Annotated in this window: 17 protein-coding genes; 9 read left to right on the top strand and 8 right to left on the bottom strand. The window is 53.4% G+C overall.

Going from position 1 to position 25,592, the window contains the following annotated elements; all coding sequences use genetic code 11:
• Nucleotides 1–5: 5 nt before the first annotated feature.
• From ACYVAD_RS12220 to ACYVAD_RS12205, 4 genes are all read right to left on the bottom strand, one after another.
• The gene (locus ACYVAD_RS12220; protein WP_461139777.1) at nucleotides 6–1,319 is read right to left on the bottom strand and encodes a DUF3472 domain-containing protein; all 1,314 of its coding nucleotides are present in this window, start codon (nucleotides 1,317–1,319) and stop codon (nucleotides 6–8) included.
• Nucleotides 1,320–1,340: 21 nt separating this feature from the next.
• Entirely contained in the window at nucleotides 1,341–2,792 is a 1,452-nt protein-coding gene (locus ACYVAD_RS12215; RefSeq protein ID WP_461139776.1) for a RagB/SusD family nutrient uptake outer membrane protein, read from the bottom strand.
• 12 nt (nucleotides 2,793–2,804) lie between these two features.
• Nucleotides 2,805–5,783 carry a SusC/RagA family TonB-linked outer membrane protein gene (locus ACYVAD_RS12210; protein WP_461139775.1) on the bottom strand — a complete coding sequence of 993 codons (2,979 nt, stop codon included), beginning with the start codon at nucleotides 5,781–5,783 and terminating at the stop codon, nucleotides 2,805–2,807.
• 176 nt (nucleotides 5,784–5,959) lie between these two features.
• The gene (locus ACYVAD_RS12205; protein ID WP_461139774.1) at nucleotides 5,960–7,348 is read right to left on the bottom strand and encodes a Gfo/Idh/MocA family protein; all 1,389 of its coding nucleotides are present in this window, start codon (nucleotides 7,346–7,348) and stop codon (nucleotides 5,960–5,962) included.
• A gap of 245 nt (nucleotides 7,349–7,593) precedes the next feature.
• On the opposite strand from ACYVAD_RS12205, the gene ACYVAD_RS12200 reads away from it, so the two are divergent.
• Nucleotides 7,594–8,610, top strand: coding sequence for a LacI family DNA-binding transcriptional regulator (locus tag ACYVAD_RS12200; protein ID WP_461139773.1), 1,017 nt, complete (start codon nucleotides 7,594–7,596; stop codon nucleotides 8,608–8,610).
• A gap of 68 nt (nucleotides 8,611–8,678) precedes the next feature.
• Here ACYVAD_RS12200 and ACYVAD_RS12195 read toward each other — a convergent pair whose 3' ends face one another.
• Nucleotides 8,679–10,187, bottom strand: a complete 1,509-nt coding sequence (locus tag ACYVAD_RS12195) for a DUF1593 domain-containing protein (RefSeq protein WP_461139772.1) — start codon at nucleotides 10,185–10,187, stop codon at nucleotides 8,679–8,681.
• Between the two features lie 291 nt (nucleotides 10,188–10,478).
• Here ACYVAD_RS12195 and ACYVAD_RS12190 point away from each other — a divergent pair, with 291 nt between their 5' ends.
• From ACYVAD_RS12190 to ACYVAD_RS12155, 8 genes are all read left to right on the top strand, one after another.
• On the top strand, nucleotides 10,479–11,279 hold the full coding sequence (locus ACYVAD_RS12190) for an LOG family protein (RefSeq protein ID WP_461139771.1): 801 nt from the start codon (nucleotides 10,479–10,481) through the stop codon (nucleotides 11,277–11,279).
• A 298-nt stretch (nucleotides 11,280–11,577) separates the two neighbouring features.
• Complete coding sequence (locus tag ACYVAD_RS12185; protein ID WP_461139770.1) at nucleotides 11,578–12,177, top strand: sigma-70 family RNA polymerase sigma factor; 600 nt, start codon at nucleotides 11,578–11,580, stop codon at nucleotides 12,175–12,177.
• A 186-nt stretch (nucleotides 12,178–12,363) separates the two neighbouring features.
• A complete protein-coding gene (locus tag ACYVAD_RS12180; protein WP_461139769.1) occupies nucleotides 12,364–12,744 on the top strand; it encodes a hypothetical protein in 381 nt (126 codons plus the stop codon).
• Nucleotides 12,744–13,847, top strand: coding sequence for a nitrilase-related carbon-nitrogen hydrolase (locus ACYVAD_RS12175; RefSeq protein WP_461139768.1), 1,104 nt, complete (start codon nucleotides 12,744–12,746; stop codon nucleotides 13,845–13,847). The genes ACYVAD_RS12180 and ACYVAD_RS12175 overlap by 1 nt, the downstream gene beginning before the upstream one ends.
• A gap of 116 nt (nucleotides 13,848–13,963) precedes the next feature.
• Nucleotides 13,964–15,034, top strand: a complete 1,071-nt coding sequence (locus ACYVAD_RS12170) for a FecR family protein (protein ID WP_461139767.1) — start codon at nucleotides 13,964–13,966, stop codon at nucleotides 15,032–15,034.
• Nucleotides 15,035–15,153: 119 nt separating this feature from the next.
• A complete protein-coding gene (locus ACYVAD_RS12165) occupies nucleotides 15,154–18,375 on the top strand; it encodes a SusC/RagA family TonB-linked outer membrane protein (protein WP_461139766.1) in 3,222 nt (1,073 codons plus the stop codon).
• A gap of 18 nt (nucleotides 18,376–18,393) precedes the next feature.
• Nucleotides 18,394–19,800, top strand: coding sequence for a RagB/SusD family nutrient uptake outer membrane protein (locus ACYVAD_RS12160; protein WP_461139765.1), 1,407 nt, complete (start codon nucleotides 18,394–18,396; stop codon nucleotides 19,798–19,800).
• A gap of 155 nt (nucleotides 19,801–19,955) precedes the next feature.
• Nucleotides 19,956–20,858, top strand: coding sequence for a glycerophosphodiester phosphodiesterase family protein (locus ACYVAD_RS12155; RefSeq protein ID WP_461139764.1), 903 nt, complete (start codon nucleotides 19,956–19,958; stop codon nucleotides 20,856–20,858).
• 80 nt (nucleotides 20,859–20,938) lie between these two features.
• Here ACYVAD_RS12155 and ACYVAD_RS12150 read toward each other — a convergent pair whose 3' ends face one another.
• The 3 genes from ACYVAD_RS12150 to dnaB form a co-directional block, all read right to left on the bottom strand.
• Nucleotides 20,939–22,633: an erythromycin esterase family protein gene (locus ACYVAD_RS12150; protein WP_461139763.1), complete on the bottom strand. Its 1,695-nt coding sequence runs from the start codon at nucleotides 22,631–22,633 to the stop codon at nucleotides 20,939–20,941.
• A 155-nt stretch (nucleotides 22,634–22,788) separates the two neighbouring features.
• Nucleotides 22,789–23,364 (bottom strand): DUF2911 domain-containing protein, encoded by a 576-nt coding sequence (locus ACYVAD_RS12145; protein ID WP_461139762.1) that lies wholly within the window; start codon nucleotides 23,362–23,364, stop codon nucleotides 22,789–22,791.
• Nucleotides 23,365–23,454: 90 nt separating this feature from the next.
• Nucleotides 23,455–25,059 (bottom strand): replicative DNA helicase, encoded by a 1,605-nt coding sequence (dnaB, locus tag ACYVAD_RS12140; protein WP_461139761.1) that lies wholly within the window; start codon nucleotides 25,057–25,059, stop codon nucleotides 23,455–23,457.
• Nucleotides 25,060–25,592 lie beyond the last annotated feature (533 nt).

Genomic DNA, 25,592 nt, shown 5'->3' with positions numbered 1-25,592 from the left:
TAGGTTTAGGGTAAAGCGGTAATGTCAATGACCGGGGGCTGTTGATGTGCAGGACGTTTGTAATCAGTTTTGAGCGGTGTGTACGTAGCAAAAAAACCGCAGTTGCGCAGGAAAAACTGCTGGCCGCTGAGCCCACCGGCGTAATCCATGCGGTAGGCCTTTCGGGCCGTATTGTCGCCCGTAAACTGAGCCGTTGTAATCTCCCGCCACTGGCCGGTCTTTGTTCGAATCCACTGGTTGCCAAAGGCAGCTTCGCGCTGGATGTTGCCTGTTTCGGGGGAGAAGTTTTCCAGAAACGAATAAAGCGATTTTAGGTAGGTCGTGGTCTGGGGCCGCTTAAAGCTGGCGATCAACTGCCAGTTTGGTTCGTTGGCGGGTTTAAAATAAGCCGTATACTGCGAGTAACCGTCACCAATGGGAACTCCTCGCAACAGAAACTGGTACGTCTGACCAGCCTGCCAGTTGTAACGCAAAAAGCTCTGGCCGCCGGACCCTTCGTTACCAAAATCATTCGTGACGACCGCTGGTCCTTTCCGGTCGAGCCGAATCTTTTGGTTGTCGGGAATCTGGCTGGGATCATCGGTGTGAAATGGGCTCCAGACGGAAAACAGTACCCGCCGTTCGGTGGGGGAGTTGACCTGCATCCCGAAATACCCTTCGCCAAAACCGTTGGCCATATAGTAAGACCCCACTACGTCGTTGCTGGCGGGTACCGTAATTTCGTTGTAAAACCACTCGGGGTCAACGCTTTCCGGAATGGCGTAACGCAAATGTACCGACGGTCCTCGCCGACCCCAGTAGAAAAAATTGTCCTCGTTGTTCCGCACAAAGGCCGTCCGTTCATCAACTGCGTCGCCACTGATACCGAAGTCGGTGACGTCGGCAAAGACAGCTCCCGTTTTGCGTACGCCTTCCAGCGTTATAGGAACATACCCGGCTTTCGGAATTGTCCATTGCCCGCAGGTATAGTCCCTTGATGCGGCTCCCTGTACATCAACGTCCTGCGATTTTCCTAATAACGTAACCCGGATGCGGCTGTTACCCTCGGGCACGTTCAGCCTAACCGACACCGTAAGTTGTCCCGCTTTATCGAAGCGGACATAGGCCGTTACCTTAGTCGCAGTTTCGGTCCAGTTCGTCAACCCGTTGGCTCCGAGCTTTGCGGAACCGCTCGATGACGGGGACAGCCAGCTGTTGCCGCCAACCGGCACCCGTACCACGTTTGGCAAGTGGCTGTCAACGGTGTCAAGGGGAAACACCGTTGAGCAGTAGGTAAGTAAGAGCAGAGCAAGGACGTAAAGCCCAGTCAATCGAATCATATCAGCAACAGATCAGGGTAGTTATAACGGATTCTGCTTCAGGTTTTTGTTTAGCACGATTTCCGACTCCGGAATTAGATTCACTACCTGCTTATCGTCGGGAGGAACCGTCTGCTGGCCGTTGGTCGTGTTATGGAAACCTGGATAGTTGCGGACCAGACTCCGGTTATTGCGGAACAGATCATACGCGCGGTGTCCCTCAAAAGCTAGTTCGAGTCGCCGTTCCTGCAACACGACGTCCAGCGCAGAAGGTAACCCTTTCAGGTCGGTAGCGGTGTAAAGTTCGGTGCCGGTCAGGCCGGCGCGCTGCCGGATCAGGTTTACGTCGGCAATCGCTTTTGCCGGTTCGCCGGTTCGGGCGTACGCTTCGGCCCGGTTCAGGTACATCTCCGACAGCCGCAGCACGATGGGTGAACTCAGTGTGGGTAAGCCGCCCTGATTGGAGAATTTGGTGATGTACACCTTGTCGATACCATTCCGTTTTTCCTGGGCCCCCGCCGACGTCAACTTTTTGACCAGAAATGATCGGCGTTTGTCGGCTGGGTACTTATTCACCAGATCCTGGTATTCCTGCGAAGCGTACACCTCGCCCCAGCCGATGCCGCCCGGCGAAGTGTAATACATCGACCCGATCGAGTTCCAGGTGCGGTCATCTTTCAGGGTGTGTTTGATGGCGTAAATCACTTCCCGGTTCTGTTCATTTTCCTGCGCGTAAAAATCGGGAACCTGCGTCGGCGTGGCCAGGGTGAACCGACCGTCGGCAATTACTAAATCGGCGTATTTGATCGCGTTAGCGTTGTCGTTCATGTACAGGTACACCCGCGACAGTAGTGCGTTGGCCGCGGCCGGGCTGGCGTAGCTGCTGGTCTTGACCGTGGTGATCAGTTTGGCCGCTCGCTGTAAATCACTCAGCACAAAGGCGTACACGTCTTTCACCGTCGCCCGGCTGGCGTTGTCGTCGGCCTTCGTATCGGTCTTGATAATAACGCCCAGGTTTGTTTCGGGGCTTTGGGTATAGGGTCGTCCGAAAAGCCGGACCAGATCAAAATGGACCATTGCCCGCAGAAACAGGTTTTCGCCCAGGAGCTGATCCAGCTCTTTGGAGGTACCCTCCTGAATAGCTTCGATGACCTTGTTGCAACCAATAATCGCCTGATAGCCCTTTCGGTAAATCTGCAGGGCGTTACCCTGGTCGGACGTATGGCGGTACGTATACGTCAAAAACAGGGGATCGGTTGTCGTACCGCTCAGCGTGATGTTATCGCCCGGAAACTCGTTCATGATAAACAGATTCCGGGTGTAGTCAGAGTCTTTGATGAAGGTATAGTTACCGTCGGTTGCCGCCCGCAGCCCCTGCGCGTTTTGCAGGATGGCGCCGTCAGGCAGACCATTGTACGGACTCTTGTCGATGCTACAGGCTGACGTCAGCAGAACCAGCCCCAGTAGGGAGATACGGATAAATGGATTGGTCATGGATGGTGCTGTTTAGAAACTGAGTTGGACGCCTAACACAAACTTTTTGCTGAACGGATACTTCGTGCCGACTTCGCCGGTCTCCGTTACGTCGGGATCGATGCCCGAAAATTTCGTGATGGTGAACAGGTTATCGCCCGAGGCCGTTACCCGGACGCTGCCGAGCTTGGCCCGACTAACCAGCGCTTTAGGGAGGTCGTAGCTCAGCGTAACGTTCCGCAAACGCAGGTAATTGCCGCTTTCGAGGAAGCGTGATGACGGACGCTGGGCGTTTTTGTTACCCCCGATGACGTATTTCGGGTGTGTGGCCTGGTCGCCCGCTTTTTCCCAGCGGTTCCAGCCGGGTTGCAGTGCCAGCAGGTTGTAACGGTCGTAAGCACCATCATTGTCGAACAGGTTCCGGTCGCCGTTGTAGATCGTCAGACCAGCCGCATACGTAAAGAAACCGTTCAGCTCAAACCCTTTCCAGCTCAGCACCTGCCGGATGCCACCAAAGAGTTTCGGATTGGCGTTCGTGCCGATAAATTGCAGGGTGGCTTCGTTGTAATTGTTGGTCGTCGTGGTCGTGCCATCGGTGTTGACACGCTGCCAGAGCGGATCGCCGTTGGCGGGGTCGACACCGGCCCACCGGCGCATGTACCAGCTATTTAGGGGCATATCCAACGCAAACGGCCGCATCCCGTTCGCCACGAACGTACGGTCGCCGTAGAGGGACGTTACCTTGTTGCGGTTCAGCCCGGCATTGAGTTCGGCCCGCCACCGGAACGCAGATTGTTGCAGAATGTCGGCTCCCAGCACGATTTCAAGTCCCTGATTGCGAACCGCCCCGATGTTTTCGGTAATGAACGCGTACCCGCTGGTTCCCTGCAACGGTCGATTGAACAGCAGGTTGTTGGTCAGGCGGTTGTACGCATCGACGGAGATATTCAGGCGATTCCACAGTGTTGCATCCACGCCGATGTTGGCGTTGTTGGAGACTTCCCACGACAGGTTGGGGTTTTCGATGCGAGTCGGATACGCCGAGGGTATGCCGGCGTACTGCCCCGTCAGATTATATAGCCCCTGAGCTGCGTAATCGTTGATGCCGTCGGCGTTGCCGGTGGTGCCGTAGCTAAGCCGGAATTTCAGGTTGTTTAACGTCGCGTTGTTGCTCAGAAAGGCTTCATTCGAGGCAATCCAGGTCAGCCCCACGGCATAAAAATTTCCGTATTTTCGGTCCCGGCCGAATTTGGATGAGCCGTCGCGTCGGAAGGAAGTCGTGACCAGGTACTTCTCTTTATAGCCGTAATTGGCCTGGAACAGAACCGACTGAAACGCGTTGTCGGTTTTGGTGCCCGTGATACTTTCTGGTTGGGATGTCGCATCCAGAATGTTCAGACCGGAGAAAATGCCTTTGCCGGTGGCGCCCAGCGATTCGAAGTAGTACGTCTGGTATTCGTAACCGGCCAGCCCGTCGAGGCTATGGCCGTTGCCGAAGCTGCGCCGGAACTTGAACAGGTTCGACGTCAGCAGGGTGTAGTTCCGGCTGGCGTATTTGTTGAGTCGACCCAGCACGTCGGCCGCGGCATTCCCGCGCGCATCCTGGTTACTTTCGCTGCCGTAGATCGACGTTTGCGCCCGGTTAGTGGTTGAGAAAGAGAGCCAGGGCAGCAGATCGTATTCGGCTTTCAGCAGCACGTCGCCCGCCAGCGTATTTTCGGAAAACGTGTTGAACTGCTGGTTGTAGATAAAATTGGCGTTGTCGCGACCATACCACCGTTTGGCGCCCGTAACCGGGTTGTAGGGAACGCCGTTGTAGTACGGATCGTCGTAAGGGAGATACGTATAGGCTCCGTACAGCGCCCCGTTGCTGTTGTCGTACCCACGGGTGTAGGTACCGGCACTGTTGAGGCTAACCCGAAATTTATCGCTCAGGTTGTGACTGAAATTGAGCCGCAGCCCGAACCGGTTTAAACCCGTTCCTTTTAAAATACCTTCTTCCTGATAGTAGTTGCCGCTTAAATAAAACCGACTCTTGTCGCTGCCGCCGGCGGCACTCAGTTCGGCCAGCGTATTAGTGGCGGGCCGGAATGCCTGATCGAACCAGTTGGTATTGGCGTTTGCTTCGGGCGTTGGCAGGTAATCGTTGAGGATCCCCGTTGGCCGGTCGCGCTGGAACACACCTTTTTGCAGATTGTAAAGTTCCTGACCGTTGAGCAGCCGGAAATTGCCCAGACTCAGGTAGCCCATGCCTTTATTAAATCGGGCTGTTAGCTGCGTTTTGCCCGACGCCCCGCGTTTCGTCGTGACTACGATCACCCCGTTCGAGGCTCGGGCCCCGTACAGGGCGGTGGCGGAAGCATCTTTCAGTACGGTGATCGATTCGATATCGCTGGGGTTGGGAATGCCACCGATCACGCCATCCACGACGTAAAGCGGGTCCGAACTGGCCGTTAGCGTACCGACGCCCCGGATCAGCACTTTGGGCGGAGTACGCGGGTCCCCCGAGCTATTTCCGATAAAGACACCGGCCGCTTTTCCCTGCAACAATTGCCCGACGTTGTTGGCCGTTACGTCCTTGAGTTCTTTGGCGGAGACGGCCTGCGCCGATCCCGTTAGGTTTTTCTGCGTCGTACTGGTGTACCCGAGTACGACCACCTCGTTCAGGCTCTTGCTGTCGTTGGAAAGCTTTACGTCAATGGCTGTTTTGGTCCCGACCGTAAATTCCTGCGTGAGATAACCCACCGAACTGAAGACGAGCACCGCGCTAGCATCAGCCCCAGAAAGCTGGTATCGACCCGCACCATCCGTAGTTGTGCCGCGCGTCTGGCCCTTAACGACGACGTTAACGCCGGGTAATCCCTGCCCGTTCTCCGCATCCGTAACGATACCGCTGATTGTTGCCGATGACTGGGCATGAACGGATAGATGCAGAAAAAGTAGACAGACGCCTATCAGCCAGCCGGGCAACTGGCAGTTCAGGACTTTTACTGGTAGAGGTACGTGCGGCATAGTATTGGTCGGTTAGTAGAGTTTAGGTACGTAGATGTTGTTAGTAATCAAGTATTTGTAGGTTGATGAAGTGTAGTGGTAAGCACCGTACTGGTCAGGTAAAGGGCATAACGATAGCGTTCCTGGTCTGCCAGCTACTAGCAGACCAGGACATTCACTATCGCCATAATCCGGAATTAATAGACTTCATTCAGCCCGAAAATGGGCCGATTTGTCTTCCACTTGCCCCGGGTGAAATCCGGGATATCGATGGCTTTGCTACCCTTGGCGATACTTTCTTCCGAGAGCGGACTAATGGCGCTCCAGGCCGCGGCATCATACACGTCCATGGGGGGAGCAACCTGGTTTTTTATTGACTCGATGAAAGCGCGCAACACGAAAAAGTCGATGCCGCCGTGACCCGCATTTTGAGCCGTCTGCGCGTGTTCCTTCCAGAGCGGGTGATCATACTTGTCCTGATAAGGAGCAAAAGGCTCCCAGGTGTGCGCCTTGGGGCTGAGGGGCTTGCCATTGGCGTCTTCCAGGTAGATCATGTCGTTGTCGTCCATCCAGATGCCCTGCGTGCCCTGTGCCCGGAAGCCCAGCGAGTAGGGGCGGGGCGAGTTCGTGTCGTGGATGATAACGATGTTTTCCCCGTTGGCGCATTCGACCATCGTCGTCACCACATCACCAAGTTTGAAATTGACCTTGGCGTTAGGATGATTGGGGCCACCTTTGTCGACAACGTATTTGTGCAGGCCCCGACTTTTGGTGGCCATGCTCGTCAGCCGCACGAACTGATTGCCCCGATTGATATTGAGCCAGTGGGCTACTGGTCCCAGGCCGTGGGTAGGGTAGAGGTCGCCGTTGCGGTCGACGGAGTGCTGGGTGCGCCAGCTGGCTTCCGAGAAGGCACCTTTACCAAATTCGGCCCCGACGCCGTGGCCTTTGCCGTCGTTGAACTTGACGTTCCGCAGGTCGTGTTCGTAGCCGCAGTGGGCGTAGGTCATCTCGCCGAACATTCCCTGCCGGACCATGTTCAGGATGGCCATCACGTCGCGCCGGTAGCAGACATTCTCCAGGATCATGCAGTGCGATTTGGTCTTCTCGTACGTATCGACTAGGTCCCAGGATTCCTTTAGGGTCACCGTTGCCGATACCTCAATACCGGCATATTTACCCGCTTTCATCGTGGCAACGGCCATGGGTACGTGCCACTCCCAGGGCGTTGCAATCACTACACCGTCGATGTCGTCGCGTTTGAGCATGTCCCGAAAGGCTTCATCCCCCTTGGTATAAGCGGTCGGCGCTTTTCGTCCCGCTTTTTCGATCATGGCGTTTGCCTGCGCGATGGAATCAGGAGAGATGTCGCACAGCGCGGTGACTTCGACATCGTTGCGGTAGAGCGCCTGCCGCAGGTGACTACGACCCCGTAAGCCAACACCAATGAAACCCAGCCGGACTTTGGCCAATGCCGGTGGCCGTAGATTGGCCATCGTCGATGTGGCAAACGAGGGAATAAATGAAGCCGCAGCACCGCCCAGAGCGGCAGTTTTCAAAAAGGAGCGACGCGTGGTCTGATCCATAAGATAAGGATATGAGTTAAGCGTGAAAAGGTTGACTTCGAGTCAGTTCAGCTAAAAAGATGTTACTAAAATTAGACGGAATAGACACGAGAGTAAAGAGCTGTAGGGGAGCTGCCTGGAAGAAAAGGGCGCATTTGTGCTGCGCAATCGTTTGCTCAGCCGTGCGCAATCGTTTGTCTAAAACCAAAAAAAAATCTGTCATTTGGATGCTGCTAGTTATTTTGTAGAAGTGATCGCGTAGTCTGATGAAAGAAGCCATTACCATAAAGGCAATTGCCCGACAATTGAAGGTCTCCCCGTCCACGGTTTCCCGGGCGTTGCAGGACAATCCAAGGATTGGCCAGAAAACGCGCGACGCGGTCCGGGAACTGGCTGAACAACTGCATTACACACCCAGCCAGACGGCGCGAAATCTTCGCAGTGGCAAAACCGGGACCTTTGCGCTGGTACTGCCTGAGATCCGGGAAAACTTTTTTTCGGAAGTGGTAAACGGCGTGGAAGAATTGGCCTTCAGTCACCACCACAGTGTGGCGCTCTATCAATCGCACGATTCCTACGAGCGGGAACGGCAGATTCTGTCCATACTAAGCCGAAATCAGGTCGATGGCGTTATGCTGTCTGTCGCGAAGGAATCGCAGCAATTTGGGCACATTCAGCAGCTGATCGACCGGGGTGTTCCCGTTGTGCTGTTCGACCGGATTCCGCCGAATATCAATACGCATCAGGTGGGGTGCGACATGGAGAAAGGCGCGTATGACGCCACGAAATGGCTGGCCAGTCAGGGATTTCGGCGCATTGCCCTGCTGAACGGCCCTTATCCACTGGTGGCCAGCGAAGACCGGTATCGCGGCTACATCCGGGCGTTGGTAGAAGAAAAGTTGCCCGTCGAGAATGCCCTTATCAAACGGGTAGACCTGACGTCTGATGATACGTTTCGGAAAATGACACAGCTGATCGACTCCGCCCACCGACCCGATGCGGTGCTGGCCTTCAACGATTACGTTGCCCTGGACGCCATGCAGGTTTGCCGCAAAAAAGGACTTCGCATCAACGAGACTATCTCCTTTGTGAGCTTCGCGAACCTGCCGCTGACCGCGTACATGGATCATTCACCGTTGGCGTCCGTAGAGCAACACCCGTATCAGATCGGTTGCAAAGCGGTCGAAATTTTATTGAACCTGGTCGAATCAAAATCGGAACAGCCCGCAACGGATTTTCAGTGCGTGATGCTGGAGCCGGAATTAATCGTTCGTCTGCCGTAATGGCTGACAATTAGCCGTTACGCTGACAGGAGCATCAACCAAAGTTGACGCGTGCGGACGCGTTCGGCCTACTCCGTAACCGTAGCAATCACGCGCTGGTAGCGGGTCAGGGCAGGGGTACCTTTGTCGGTTACGTCCAGGATCAGATGAATGGTGTTGCCCGGCTTCGCGTCGTTGGGCACGACGAACGACGTTTTGGCTGAGTTGGGATTCTTCAGATCTATTTTCCCGTTGTAACTGTCCACTTCTTCGTACTGCCACCAGCGATACGTCAGGGCGTTCCCGTCGGGGTCTTTGCCTGAGCCGCTGAGCGTAACGGTTTGTCCTGGTTTCACGCGTAGGTCAGGGGCGTGGTTTAGCGTCGCGACAGGTGGGTGATTGGCTGCTTTGTAGGGCTTAATGCACCAGTCGGCGCGGGCGGCAAAATCGTTCTGAATAGCCGGAATCCAGCGCACCTGTGGATAAGCCGTTTCTTGCTTCTTCGTATAAGGGTCGTAATCCGTTACGTCCTTGCCGTCTTCCCAGCGGTAAGGATTGGCGGGCGACTGCACCATCCGGCCACCCCAGCCGCCGTAAGACACGTCTTCTTTACTACGCAGTCCGACGTCGATCAGGTAGAAGAACGCCGGGGAATCGCCCTCTGAAATGAAATCGTACTGGCTTCGGTTGTACTTTTTGGCTTCGGCCATGTCGCCGTGTGTGTGTTCGGGATCGCCGGGTAATTGCTTACCATCCCCCCAGAGATAGTACGCATCCAGTAGTGGCCCGTGGTTGCGGATGTTTTCGGCAAACCATTTTCCGTCCAGGTACGTCTGTAACTCGGCGGGAACAACGCGAGGCCAGAGGTAGGCAAAGCTCCAGAACTGATCCGAGTTGTACAGAACTTTGATGCGGGGCCAGTTCGGTGCCACGTATTTCTGGTACGTAGCGTCCTGATCCAGTACGGCGTAGATGATCGCTTTGTCGAATACCCGTTGCTGAATTTTCGACCAGTCCGCCGAATTTTTGTATTGATCTTCGATGGACTTCAGTGCCCGTGCCACGGTGTTGGTGCCGCCCCAGATCTGGAGATAAACGGGACTGGGATCGTTGTCGAGCAGAATCTTCTTGATGAAATCAGATCCTTCCGTGTCTTTGTCCATTGCCCCTTCAAAGTCGATATTACCGACACGTACCAGGCTTTTTAGGTAGTCGGGGGTAGGATAACCTTTAGCGTGTTTGACCAGGTTCGGGTACACCTGGGCATACTTGTCGATATAACTCTCCATCCAGGTCGTTCCCGGCCAGCGTAGTTCTGTCCGTTCCCCATAGCGTTTCGCCGTATTGTCCAGTTCGGATGTAAACCGGGTGCCCTTGCCATCCCCCTTGTAATGCCACTGCGAACTGCTGTACACCAAACCAACCAGATTGAACTCATTGCTGTACAGCAGCAGCCGAACAAACGTATCGACGTCGTCTACCTCGCCGTCGGTGGTGACAATGGTGCGGGGTTTATTGGTAGCAGGCTGAGCAACGAGGGGCTGCGTTAAAATAAAGACCAGTCCAGTTACCAAAAGGGCAGCGCTGATTTTAAGCATGGGAGAAGGTTTAGAAAGCAAAAGCGGTTAAGCGAAGACAAGTAGATGAAAAGCAGGCGAATTTGCAATATCGGTGGATAGGGAATGGCCGCTAAAACAGAAAACGATACCAACTAGCCACGTGAATAAATACGGAGAAACGTTTTTAGTGCTTTATTCGTTATTCTAATCCGCCCCGGAGAAAACTTAGTCTGCATGGCTGACAATATGGTTTTTCTAAGCCGATTGGGCGGATATTTTTCTACCAGATAGTGAGTTCTTTTTTACACCCACTGCCTTTTTTAGTACCCAATGGAAGCATCAAAAGAAAACCTGCAACGCTCTGAAACGCAGAGCACTGAGCGCATTGCTCAGGACCTACCCAAACGAGATGAACTGTTACTAACTCCCGACGAACAACGAATTAAGGAAGCGTTTCAGGATCATAACTGGAATGAAATTAAAACTGCCGATTCGTGGGTCATTTTTAAGGTGATGGCCGAGTTCGTGGAAGGCTTTGATAAACTGGCCAAAATTGGCCCCTGCGTGTCCATCTTTGGATCGGCCCGGACGCAACCCGATAATCCGTATTATAAAATGACGGAAGAAATTGCCGCCAAGCTGGTTCGCCACGGATATGGGGTTATCACGGGTGGTGGCCCTGGTATTATGGAAGCCGGTAACAAAGGGGCTTTCGAACAGGGTGGAAAATCCGTTGGTCTGAACATAAAACTTCCCTTCGAGCAGCATAGCAACATCTACATCGACCCCGACAAGAGCATCAATTTCGATTTCTTCTTCGTGCGCAAAGTAATGTTCGTGAAATACGCGCAGGGCTTTGTGGTCATGCCCGGCGGTATGGGTACGCTCGACGAACTGTTTGAAGCCATCACGCTGATTCAGACGCGTAAGATTGCCCGCTTCCCCATCGTGCTGGTTGGCCGTTCGTACTGGCAGGGGCTGATCGACTGGATAACAACTGTGATGCTGGAACAGGAACACAACATTAACCCGGAGGACATGAAACTGATAAGCGTTGTTGATACGCCAGTCGAAGCGGTACAGGTGATTGATGAGTTCTACAGCAAATACTTGTTGAAGCCAAACTTCTAGAGTACTTGTCCAGGCATCGCTTGTCTGTGTAACTTAGGAGTATATAGTCCCCGGAATCCCCAATGACCCGTTGGCGATTCCGGGGAATCTTCGTCTTAGGGCCTTTTGGACTGATCATGAGGTACCACATGATTACTCCCGATACGTCTAAACGTCCGTGCGCCAGGCATTGCCAATGAACGTAATTCATAATTTCTTAAAATAGCGTGGCCGGGATTATGCGTAGTTTTACCCATGATTCCGAGTGGCCAGCTCGATTCAGGGTAAAATGTAGTTGGCTGCTTCTGACGATAACCGAATGAAAGCAGAGCGCTCTGAAACAGAACTCCTCCAGGCGCTGTCCGTTGGTCAGCTGGATGCATTCGATGCGCTGTACCATCGCTATCGACAGCCCGTTTATGCCAACATCCTGAAACTGATCCGGCAATCCGAAACGGCAGAGGATATTCTTCAGGAAGTATTTGTCGGTTTGTGGGAAAACCGCCAGAAAATTGACAGCAGCAAATCTGTGGGCGGCTGGCTCTTCGTGGTGAGTCACAATAAAGCGCTATCGGTGTTAAAGAAAAAAGTGCGTGAAGCCGCCGTTGTCCAATGGGAGGCTGATCTTCCCGACGCGTCGCCTGTCGAGGACCCCATTGACGAAGAATTGTACGGTCTTCAACTGGCCCTGATCGAAGAGGCTGTTGAACACCTGCCCGCCCGCAAGCGCGACGTATTTCGGCGGTGTCGTTTCGACGGCCAGTCGGCCGAGGAAGTGGCCGCATCGACGGGTATTTCAGTCGCATCGGTCAATGATTACCTTAAGCAGTCGACCCGCTTCATTCGCACCTACATTCGCTCGCGTACCAGCCCGACTCAACTAACCCTCGTTGTCGGGTTGCTGTTCTACCTGGACTAGCGCCGGGAGCTGATTCAGAGCAGAAAAATAAATAACGATGCTGGTGACACGCTGTTGAGTGGGTTATTTGCGTCATTCTTCCTGTTTACACTGGCCATTAGGTCGGAATGATCATGCGCTGTTTGGAGCTCGATCTAAAAACGCTTGTTCCGTATTCATCCAAGTCTTCCAGGAAGTAATCAACTGATGCAGATCATTCATTTGGCGCGTAAGCGTAACATAACCTCATTGATAAACTTCGCCTTACCGATTATCCTGACAGGGGCCTGCTGGTACTGGGGAAACGGCTTATCCGGCGAGTACTGGTATCTGGTCTGGTTGGCACCGATTCCAACACTGGTCAGTTCGTTTTACCACCCGACGCGGCTCAGCTTCCGGCTGGCGTTGGTGGCTTGTCTGCTGGGTAGACTAAGCTGGTTTACTTATTTGTACACGGTCATGCCCCTTTGGCTGGTCGTCTTACTGACGGCCGCACTGGCTTACGCGTATGCTCGTATCGCCGTTTACGCCGGTCGGCAAATGGTTACGCTTCAGGCCGGTTATAGTCTTTTATCTACCCGGTGGTGATGACGGCACTGGAGTTTGTTATACAGCTTAGTTCACCCGACGGAACGGCTTCCAGTCTGGCCTATACCCAAGCTAATGTGTTACCAATTAGTCAGATGGCTTCGGTTACGGGCTCGCTGGGAATTACGTTTCTGGTTAGTTTATTTCCGGCACTTTGTGCATACGGCTGGCTGGTGTATCAGCAGCGAAAAAAATGGCTGACCCAGGCCGTAGGTTTTGCCGGTTTGCTCTATGCATTGGCGGTATTTTACGGGTATCACCGACTGGGTAATCCATTACCAGGAAGCCGTATCAAGGCAGGTCTGGTTGTGCTGGATGAGCCCGTTCATTACGTCACCCAGCAACGTAACGAACAGCAGATTCGCACGGTATTGCGTGAGTATGCGCGGTCTATTAAACAGCTGGCATACGCCGGGGCCGACGTAATATTGCTTCCTGAAACGGCCTTTCGGATTACATCGGAAAACAAGCTGTTGGTCATGACTACCCTGCAGCACATAGCCACGAAGAATGGTATACAACTCATTGCCGGTCTGGCGGATTACAGTCAATCGGCCAAGCGCAACGCAGCTGTTGTAATTGATTCGAACGGAAATACAAGAACCGATTATACCAAACATCACTTGGTTCGTGGCTTCGAGCGCCAGTTTACACCCGGCCATCAGATTGGCTTGTTTCCCTTGGATACGATACCCGCTGGGGTGGCTACCTGTAAAGACCTTGATTTCCCTGAGCATATTCGGGCGTACGGTCTTAAGCGGGCCGCCATTCTATTTGTACCGGCCAATGACTTTGTGATAGACGACTGGCTCCACGCGCGGATGGCCATTTTTCGGGGCGTCGAGAACGGCTGCTCGGTTGTGCGGGCAGCCCGGCAGGGGCGCCTGACCATTAGTGATCCTTTCGGTCGGGTACTGGCCGAATCAAATTCGTCAACCGGCAGGAAAACCGCTTTATTAGGAACCGTGCCAACGTTTTACCAGGCTACGGTATACACCCGGATCGGTAATTCCTTTGGTCTGCTTATGCTGCTGGTAGCCGGCTGTTTCTTCTGGCTGGTTAGGGTTAATCGAACAACGGAGCAGGCTGGCCAAACCCTTTGAACGAATAGAAAAGTCCGTTTATAAAGGCCTATTGCTCCAGCGCTCTCACAGTTAACAATTCTATAATACGAAAAGGCATCCCCTAAACGCAGAGGGTAGAGTATTTAGGGGTGAGTATGGAGCAAACTACCCAACAGCTAATCGATAAATTCTGGAATGGCACCGCCACCGACGCCGAGAAACAGCGGCTGTCCGACGCGCTTGAATCGCCCGAAGCCGATTGGCAGGTGGGCCTGCGTCGAGCGTTCGAGCAGCAAAATCCGGCCAGCGGCCCACTGACGGACGGGCAATCGGCGCGGGTACTGATGCGGATACACCGGCAGATCGTAGGGGAGTCCGAAAGACAACCTCGTTTGGCCATCTGGTGGCAATGGGGGCGGTGGGTGGCTGCAGCCATGTTGCTGTTCGTGACTGGGCTAGCCATATGGATGCACACCCGTTCGGTGGAACACAACCCAACACTGGCGCAACGACAACCGATGGTACGCTGGCAGCTGACGCATCACACCAACCATGCTAAAACTCCTCAACGACTATCGCTGGCAGATGGCTCTACCCTGACTCTGCAACCGGGCAGCCAGGTCAGTTACTACGAACCGTTCGGTAAATCGTCGCGCGACATCAGCATGAGTGGCGATGTATTGTACGCCGTCGCGAAAGATCCCGCACACCCGTTTACCGTGCTGGCCGAAGGTATTACGACAACCGCCCTGGGTACGCAGTTTCGAGTGAACGTAACAAATCAGCATCGCGTGTCCGTACAACTGCTGGAAGGCCGGGTCGTGGTGCGGGCCACGCCAGCGAGTGGATTAACCATGACTGATACGTATCTGCGTCCCGGTCAGGAGTTGAGCGTTGACACGCGGTCGGCCCAACTGTCGGTGACAGCTTTCCAGTCTGTCTCTGCGTCGGCAGCGAAGACTAACCAGCCTATGGTACCACTAGTTCGCTCAACACCGTCGGGACTGGCTTTCGCCAAAGAGCCACTGGAAATCGTACTGAACCGGGTGAGCCAGCGCTACAACGTACCCATTGACTTCAACCCGGCAGACGTGCAGGGACTGTCGTTTTCGGGATCATTTGCCGCGGCTGATTCGCTGCGGGTGGTTCTAAATGCCGTTTGCCTGACCAACAATCTGTCATTTGTCCAGGAAGCGGGTCGGGTCACCATAAGCCGCTTGCCCTAATTCGATCATGTAAAACCAACCTATTTATTTTCCTGATACGTCGCTCCGGCGGCCACCCTGAGCGCCCCAAAACGGGGTGATAGGGACTGCATTTGTCCAACTTCTGTAACTAATAACCAATGAAACAAGAACCTACCGTATTTAATCGACTAGCGGGCTGTCTGCTTTTTCTCCTGCTTGCGGTACAGGCAATGGCCCAACCGACTGCCCAGATGCGTGGCACCGTACTTGACGAGCGCGGTGAACCGCTGGTTGGGGTCACCATTCTCATCGACGAACCTAGTGGGACAACGACCGGTCAGAGCGGCAACCGGGGCACCACCAGCGACGCCAAAGGATTGTTCACGTTCAGTAACCTGAAAGCAGGTACCCGCTACACGGTTACCGCCAGCTACATCGGTTACGAAAAACAAATGACGCCTAATTTCCTGATCAACGCAGGCGACAACAACAGCCTGCTGATCCGGATGAAACCCGAACAGCGTACACTGAATGACGTCGTGGTGATTGGCTACGGAGCGCAGTCAAAAGCGAAAGTAACGGGCGTAATTTCGCAGGTAAAAGGGCAGGAGTTAACCCGCTACAGCGGCAGCAGCTTCGCGCAACAACTGGCCGGCAAAGCCGCTGGCGTGGTGATCAACGACGCGTCGGCGCAGCCCGGCTCCGATCCGCAAATTGTTATCCGGGGTATTGGTACGCTCACCGCTGGGCGTAATCCACTGATTGTGGTGGATGGATTTCCGTTGTCTGAAGGATCGTCGCTGAACTCGATCAATCCGCAGGATATCGAAACCATCGACATTCTGAAAGATCCCTCGTCGGCGGCTATCTACGGCTCGCGGGCGGCCAATGGCGTCGTGTTGATTACGACCAAGAAAGGGAAAGCAGACAAAATGAGTGTAGCAGTTGACGTCTACACGGGTTTTCAGGAACGGGCCGACAACGTAAAATACGTGGATGCGTACCAGGCCGCCCAGTTTTTCACCGAAGCCCGCGACTGGGGGTATATCTCGAAAAACCCAACCGGACGTAGTATCTCCGATGACCGCGCTACCCGCCTGAGTAAGGGGGCCAGTCTGCGCGAACTCCGACTAAACTATCTAGATCCATGGCTCAACAACCAGCCCGGCGTGGTGACGCCCGGCGTGGCGACGCCCGGCCTGGCCAATACCAACTGGCTGGATGAGATTTTTCGTAAAGGGTCCATCAGCAGCTACAACCTGTCTTTTGCGGGAGGATCGGCTAAAACGAATTATTACGTATCGGCCAACTTTTTCAATCAGCAGGGGATCGTGATCAACAACGGGCTGAAACGCTACAGCGGTACCGTGAAGATTGACTCCAGACTGTCGGACAAGGTCAGCATGGGCGTTAGCGTAAATCCGTCGTTCAACACGCAAAATTATTTTACTAACGACGCCAACTGGTCCAATGACCCCGTTGCCAACGGATACATCATGTATCCAATGTTTAGCCCGTATAACAGTGATGGAAGTTACGCCATCAGTACGCAGATTAAGGCCAACACGGCCGAAGACGGAGCATTGGGCGAAAACGCCGTGGCGCTGGCGTACAAGATTAAAAACCAGCGTAATCTCTTCCGCACCTTCGGCAATACATACCTGAGCTACCAACCCATCGACGGACTGACGGTCAAAACGCTGCTGGGTGGGGACGTACGAAGTAACTTCTTCGATTTCTACAATCCGTCTGACGTAGGCGGTTACCGAACGGCGGCTCCCAAGCCAGCAGTTGCCACGGAATCACGGGACTTTATCAGTAACTTCCTGACGGAGAACACGATAACGTATAGCCGACAAATTACGGATCACCAAATTGATCTGCTGGCGGGCTATACCTATCAGCAGGAGAACGGGGCCAGCTCGTCCGTAACGGGCTCCAGTATTGCCGATAATAACATTACGAACATCGCTGGGGCCAGTGCGTTTGTTGCTTCGGCCGACCGGTACACGTGGACCCAGATTTCCTATCTGTCACGGGCGCAGTACGCCTTCAAAAACAAATACCTTTTTTCAGCGACGATCCGGCGTGATGGATCGTCGCGCTTCGGCAACGATCGCAAATGGGGGAATTTTCCGTCGCTGACGGGTGGCTGGATTGTATCGAACGAAGCGTTTTTCCCGAAGAGCCGCCTGATCACCTTCGCCAAACTGCGCGGTAGCTGGGGCCAGTCGGGAAACAACCAGATTGGTTCGTACAGCTCAAAGGCGCTCGTGAACAGCGATAATTACGTATACGGCAATACATTGGCAGCTGGCTTTGCGGCTACGACAACGGCCAACCCAAACCTGTCGTGGGAAACCAAAACCGCCACTAACGTAGGACTGAACCTGGGGCTGGGGAATAAATTCACCCTGTCGGCCGATTACTATTACTCAGTGACGAAAGACCTGCTTCTGAACGTACCCGTGCCGGAACAGTCGGGTTTCAGTTCGTCGATTCAAAACGTGGGTAAAATTCAGAACGGTGGACTTGAACTGGAGCTATCGGGTACTAACATCAACCTTGGTCCCGTGAAGTGGGGCTTCAGCGGGAACATTGCCACGAACCAGAATAAAGTACTGGCACTAGCACCCGGTCAGAGTCAGATCATCGCTGGCTCGGTCAGCCAGTTTTTAACGCGAGTAGGTGGTCCCATTGCCCAGATGTACGGCTACAACATCATCGGCGTCTACAAGACTCAGGAACAGCTCAATAGTACACCGCACCTAACCGGTACACTGCTGGGCGATTACATCGTGGAGGACCTGAACGGCGACGGCGTCATCGACCTGAACGACCGCAAAACCTTCGGTACCTACAATCCAAAACTGACCTACGGTTTCTCGAGCAACGTTGCTTACAAAAACGTCGAGCTAAGCTTCTCGCTGGTCGGCATCCAGGGGCGGAAAATCTTTGATCAGCAGTTATCCTCGCAGGAAGAGTCGGGTGAAGGGTTTGGCGTACCGAATACGTATTATTTTAACAACCGATACCACCCCGTCAACAACCCGGACGGGTTCCTGGCGCAGCCTAACCTCGGCAACTTCTCCAGCGCGCGTCGGCAAATCCGGTCATCCAGTATCTTCTTCAAGAACGCCGATTACCTGCGGCTGCGGACCGTTCAGGTAGCCTATAATCTTCCCCGGACCTGGGCGTCGGTGGTGAAGCTGTCGGGTGCCCGCGTGTACGTATCGGCTAACAACCTGTTTACGCTCACCTCCTTCCTGGGCTATAATCCCGACGCCACCTCGACGGGTAACGTACTAACCAACGGTTTTTCTCAGGCCAATTATCCTGTAGCGCGCTCGTACACGGCGGGTCTGAGCGTCAACTTTTAAGACAAAGCATTCATCTCCATGAAAAAAATACTAGTAATTACCACCCTGCTTGGCGGGGCGCTGCTGACCTCGGCCTGCGAAGACAAACTGTTTCAGGAGCCCCAGACCTCGAAAGTGCTGAACAACTTCCTTCGGAATGAAACCGAAACCGAGGAGTACGTCAACGCTGTGTACGCCAACCTGCAGAACAACGGCTTGTATGGTCTGTATATGACCGCTTTTGGCGAAATTCAGTCCGACAATACGTATGATGAAGTACCGGCTAACGACGACGGTATTTATGGGCAACTGGATCAGTTCGCGACGATTCCATCCAATAGCCTGATCACAACCGTCTGGACGCAGTCGTACCAGGCCATTCAGAAAGCAAACACGGTACTCAATCGGATTGGTGCGATTACGTATACCACCGATGCGACCAAGCAGGCCCGTATCGGCGAGATGAAATTTATTCGGGCGCTGCTGTATTTCAACCTCGTTCGGCTGTACGGTGATGTGCCCATGGTGACGCAGGAAACCAGCGACCCCAACGCGTATTTCGGACAGGGACGTACCTCCTCCGCGCAGGTGTACGACCAGATCAAAAAGGATCTGACTGAAGCGAGCAGCGTGTTGCCAACAACGACGTCGCAACCAGGCCGGGTGGTCAAAACGGCTGCGCAGGCATTGCTGGCCAAAGTACACCTGACGCAGAAAAACTACGCGGACGCGCAGACGCTATTGCAGGCCGTCGTGAGTTCGGGGCAACATACGCTGATGAGCAACCCCGCCGACGTGTTTAGCATCAGCAACGAAACTAATAAGGAGATCATCTTTGCGGTGCAGTTTGCTTCGGGCGTCAACGGGAACACCGAAGGCAGCACCATGTTCCAGCAGTTCAGCCCGTCGGGAACCGTTTCGGGGGCCAAAGGGCATAATCTGCCGACAAAAAGCCTGTATGCCCTGTACAACAGTGCCGATAAACGTAAAGGAACGTACCTGACGGTCACGTCGGCCGATACGCCCTGGAGTAAAAAACTGACCCAGCCAACGACGGTCATTACCGACGGGGGCAGCGATGTCGTCGTGCTACGTTATGCTGATGTGCTGCTGATGCTGGCCGAGATACAGAATGAGTTGGGCAATACCAGCGGAGCCGCTACGAATTTGAATTTGATTCGCACCCGCGCCGGGCTGGCTTCAACGACCGCTACGAGCCAGAGCGATCTTCGGGCTGCCATCGATCTCGAACGACGGTTCGAACTGGTGGGGGAAGGGCACCGTTGGTTCGACCTGATCCGGTCAGGCAATGCGGTGGCGGTGATGAATACCTGGTTTAAGACCAATAATATTCAGGTTTCAATTACCAGTAACAACTTGCTGATGCCGATTCCGCAGGGGCAGATCAATACTGATCCCAGCATGAAGCAGAATCCGGGGTATTGATAAACGCTTGCCCAGTCTTTGTTTTTTCTGTCATCCCGAGAAACGAGGGATCTTCGGCCGTGATTACGTTTTGTCCTTTCGCGAAGATCCCTCGTTCCTCGGAATGACAGAAATACGCTCATAATTATCTGTCAACAAATCATTTACTCGCTCATATGCGTCAGTTTCTCCCCCTAATTGGCATCCTGCTGGCCAGCTCGGCGCTGGCTCAAACGCGTCCCGTCGATCCGATTATCCGCCAACTGCATGACCCCAAGAGCAAGCAGGTACTGGTCGTCGCGCACCGGGGTGACTGGCGTAACAATCCCGAAAACTCACTACGCAGCATTGAGGATGCTATCAGTATGGGCGTCGACGTAGTCGAAATTGATCTTAAGAAAACGAAGGACGGCGTGCTAATTCTGATGCACGACCAGACGATTGATCGGACGACCTCCGGTCATGGTAAACCCGCCGACTACACCTGGGCTGAAATTCAACAGATGACGCTTAAGAACGAGCACGGCGGTCCAACGCGTCAGCGCGTTCCGACGTTTGAAGAATGCATGAACACGGCTAAAGGACGGGTTATGATCAACATCGACAAGGGCTACGACTATTACAAAGAGGCCTACGACGTGCTGGTCAAAACCGGTACCGTCGATCACGCGATCATTAAATCATACAAGACGTATGAAGAAGTAAAAGCGGAGAATGGAGACCTCTTAGGCGGTAAGCTGGCCTACATGCCCATCATTAATATGGCTAAGCCGGAGGCTAAGGAGTCGATCCGGTCGTACGAGGCCAATCTCCGGCCCGTGGCTTATGAACTAAACTTTGCCACCGACAGCGCGCTGGTCAATTCGAATTACCGGACGATTCCACAGACGGGGTCTAAAATCTGGCTCAACAGCCTCTGGGCTAGTCAGGATGCCGGCCACGACGACGAACGGAGCGTGGAAGAAGGCAAACCCAACGACGGCTGGGGCTGGCTGATCGACCATGGCGCGACGATGATCCAAACCGACCGCCCCCGCGAATTGATCGCCTACCTCCGCAAACGGGGGCTGCATCGCTAGTTGACTAGGTTTGCCTTGCTACACGTAAAAAAGCCAGTCTATGTACATAGACTGGCTTTTTTACGTGTAGCAAGGCATCATCAACGTGAACTGACCGCAAAGCCTCCTCTTGTTGCGGCTGTCAGCTGATGCAGGCTGGGCTCGACCAGCAAAAATTCCGGTCCTGCGACCGTATGACCATTGATCGCCAGTTTCCCTACCCGACATTGTTCAATGTTCTTTCCGACGAGCATCATGCTGATCAGTTTTGCCGATTTAGGCATATCCGGAAGGATAATCGAGGCTGAATCGCCGGGCTGCAACCGGAAGTTAGCCAGCTTCAAAAACCGCTTGCGTTTCGTGTGGATATACACCTGTAGATTCAGCGACGATGGCCTGGATGAGCTAGGCGCAAACTGGATATCTGTTAGGTTAACCGCCATCCGGCGCGATGCTGTAACTGAGTCGATCACGGGTTGCGCTACGTTCAGGTAAACAGAAAAAATTGGTTTGCTCGCCAGCGAGTCGAGCAGGACAGCGGGCTCCGACTCGCGAATGAAAATCAACGCATCGAACGCGTCGGCGATGTTGTTGCATAGGGCCACTTGGCCCTTCACCTGATCAGAAGTGCCGAAACTTAGCCGATAATCATTGCGCTGGAACAAACCCAGTGACCGGCACTTGTTCATTGGAAGCAACCCATACTGACTGTCAGTAACTCCACCCAGGATGGTGCCTATCTTTTTTGGGTGCTCCGGTATACGATTAATCTCTTTGCCGAATCCCCGGTTGAAATAACCGCGCTGTACCTCCGTGCCGATAACAAAGTAATCATCGGGGTATACTTCGTGTAGGAAATGACCAAATCGTTTGATGCGTTGATAGACAAAATAATCACGATGATAACAATGGTGTCGCTGGACATGCCCGTTATGGGCGTCGATAATGACTAGTTTGCGATCGGGCAGGTGTTCTCTAAGCCATTTTATATTCTCGAATATGCCTAACTCTCGTTCGGGGTCCCGATGGCGAATAAAAATATCGGAAGCGTACTGGTACTGACTGACTAGCTGACGTTGCCATTGCTGTTCCAATGATTCGGCTTGGTTCGTTCCCGGTTGCAGTAACGAAAGTGCCTGAGCGAAAGTCTGTCTGATGAACTGATCGGGGGCAGGACCAAAATTCAGCGCGGTTAGGTGAGCGGGTGTTCGGGCAATAGTACTCAATTTATCCGTCAACGGAGTGGGCCAGTGAGCGCTCCCTTGCCGAAGCAATACGTCGGCTAGTAAACCGGGCGGAGCAACTTCAGCACCAACGAGCCAAATTCGCCGGTCGAACGGCCGGGCCCTATTTTCGTCATGGACCCATTTGGCCAGCTCGCGGGTCTCCTCAACGACCACACCCTGGTGATCCGCCATGTCTTGCAGTGCTTCGTCCAGCGTACCTTCGTCGAAGAGGACGTAACGATTCAGGGCCAGCGTCGAAGCGGTGTAGGTTTCGCCCAGTACAACGATGCGAAAATCATCATGTCGGCATAAATCCATCGCCACCTTCACCTGGAGTTGATTGACCTGTTTTGTGCCGTGGGTTACTTCGCCGACCGCCACAATCGATTTTCCCCGGACCAACTCACTGACAGGGTCAAATTGGGCTGTGTCCGTAAGTTGTTGGTAATGAAAGGGCGTGAAGGCTTGCTGCCACTTCTGCTGCTCCGACCTGATTGGTTGAGCAATAGCCGGGACGGAAAGGAAAAGGAAGTATAAAGCTGTGAAGAGTACACTGTTCAAAAATCGCATATAGATGAGTAGGTTGGTATGTTCCTTCTCAACGCAACTGTATCAATTCTATATAAGCGCTTTAAGTTTATTTATGAAATAAGTCGGTTGCTGGTAAAAACGAAAGGCCCATCTACCACGTGATAGATGGGCCTTTCTAACGACTAACTGATCGACTAAAAGGAAATAGGAACCTCTACCAGCGTAGTATCCCAGGCAATCATCATGACTGATTCCTTCGCGTTGTCGCCAGCTTTTCTAAACTGGATGGTTAGGTTCTCAATGGGCTCTTCCGTTTTCTTCACCGGAGCAGTTACGCGCAGTACGTCCATGTCCTGCTTATAACTGTAGGCACCCCATTGGTCGAGGTCATTATTTAAAATAACAGTCCACGCTGTTTCCGTTGGAATAGCGTACAGGGCGTAAACGCCTGCTTTGATTGGCTTGCCCTGAATCGTAGCGTCTTTGAGCAGTTTGATTTCTGTAGCCTCGTTGGCTCCAACCCGCCAAACCTTGCCGTAAGGGACCAGCTTGCCGAAAACTTCCCGACTGTTTTTTGCCGGACGACTGTAAATTACCCTGGCATAGCCAGTATCACCAACTTTAGCCGGGGCAAATTTGCGGTCGTGGGCAAAGTCGTCGGGGTAATACGCCATATCCATCGGGCTTTTATCCAGGCCCCGCATTTTTTGGGCTTCAGCCGCGAATGTAACGACAAGAAACAGGCAGACGAGGAAACCTACTGATTTCATGGATGCGAACAAGGGTTGAACGGTAAGGCAAGCTACTGGTATGACTGCTGACGACTACATCAGAGCATATTAACAACGAACAACCGTGGCTTAAAACGGGGTTTCCTGACTCGGATCGGCATTACCGAAGTTCGACAGGTTATTCGCCTTGCTCTTAAAGACACTGCCCGCCGATGGCTGCGGATCGGGTGCGGGACTCCGGTCGAAGCTGCTTAGTCCGTTCACATCAGGACTAAAGCCCTGCGTGGCTACTGGTTCAAAGTATGAATCCAGATCGCAGAACTTGGTGTATTTACCCACGAATCGGAGCTGTACGGTATCCAGCGAACCAGACCGGTTCTTGGCGATGATCACTTCGCCAATCCCTACGGTCGAATTTCCGTTTTCGTCCTGCGTAATGTTGTAGTATTCAGGTCGGTAGAGGAAACAGACCATATCGGCGTCCTGCTCGATGGATCCCGATTCCCGAAGGTCAGACAGTTGCGGCTTTTTGTCGCCACCCCGCGTTTCCACGGCCCGGCTCAGCTGCGAGAGCGCAATAACCGGTACGTTCAACTCTTTCGCCAGGTTTTTCAGCGCCCGTGAAATCGACGCAATCTCCTGTTCGCGGTTACCGCCCCCTTTATTCGAGGAATCACCCGACATCAGTTGGAGATAGTCAATGACGACCATCTGGATGTCGTGCTGGGCTTTCAGACGGCGGCACTTGGCCCGCAGTTCCAGAATGGACAGGGCAGGAGTATCGTCGATGAAAATAGGCGCTTCGGTCAGGCGCTGAATTTTATGGTGCAACTGCGTCCACTCGTGGGGAGCCAGCGTACCTTTCCTGATTTTCTCGGAATCGATCTCCGCTTCGGCCGAAATCAGACGGTTGACCAGCTGCACCGATGACATCTCCAGTGAGAAAATAGCGACGGGTTTGCCGTGGTCCACAGCCGCATTCCGCAGCGCCGACACAACAAACGCCGTTTTTCCCATAGCTGGCCTAGCGGCTAAGATGATTAATTCCGTAGGTTGCCAGCCGGACGTAACGCGGTCGAGGTTTGTGAAACCGGATGGGACGCCGGTGAGACCTTCCTGGTTCTTCTTGGTTTCCAGTTCATTCAGCGCCATCCGGACGATGGTGCTCATGTCGGCGTAGTTCTTCTTGATGTTCGATTCCGAAATCTTGAAGAGCGACTGCTCCGTCCGGTCGAGAAGCTCGAATACGTCGGTGGTATCCTCATAAGCATCCCGCAGGATCGTTGAGGACATCGCAATAAGCGCTCGTTTCAGCGCCTGCTCCGATACGATCCGGGCGTGGTACTCAATGTTAGCCGCCGAGTTAACCCGAAACGTTAATTCCGATACGTAACCACCGCCACCAACGAGTTCAATCTCGCCGGTTTTACGGAGCTGCTGCGTAACGGTCAGCAGATCGATGGGGTCGGAATTACCGAACAGCGTCAGAATAGCGCTGTAAATACGCTGATGCGCTTCTTTGTAGAAGGTCTCCGGTTTTAGAATGTCGACTACCGACGATAGCGCATCCTTCTCAATCATCAGCGCGCCCAGCACCGCTTCTTCGAGGTCCAGTGCCTGAGGTGGCAGTTTACCAAGTCCCGTATCAAGCCAGTGATTACCAGCCTGTTGACGGCCACCGGCGTAAGCCGAAGGTTTGCGAAGGTGTGCGTTGGGGCGTGCGTTGTTCTCCATTTGTCTACTGCAAGTTTACGCAATATTGGCCCCTCAAGGCAAGCTCTTTCAACCGAGAAGAAATGCTAGAGAAGTACGAAACAACGTAACATTCTGGTAATGTAAAGATTACGAAAGGAGCCGAAAGAAAATAGTCGAAATAACTTTTTTTACCCGTTACCAGCACGTATTTTGGGAGTATCCCCTGCAAGGGTGTAGCGCTACTTTGATGAACCATTGGTTTAAAGGCCTTTTGCTTTTCTCCTCACGCATTGCTTCACCCCCTCTGTAAAAGTCAACATCCGGTTTTACTACTTGCTCAAATATACTGCTACTGTTTTAAGTGCAATGGTAGTTTATACGCAGCTCCGCGACGAGAGTCTGAGCGAGGCCCGTTGCTAAATTTTTCAATGCCTTTTCTCGGAGATTAGATACCACCCGGATTAGTGAGTAGTATTACGATCAAGCTATATCGTATACAACGATTAGGCTTTGGAAAGCCGACATAGCAGCGATCGGTTGTTCGATCAAAACACTGTTTTTCAGCGTATAAT

Source organism: Spirosoma pomorum (assembly GCF_054776615.1).
The sequence above is the reverse complement of the archived record's forward strand: the minus strand, read 5'-3'. Positions and strand labels throughout refer to the sequence as shown.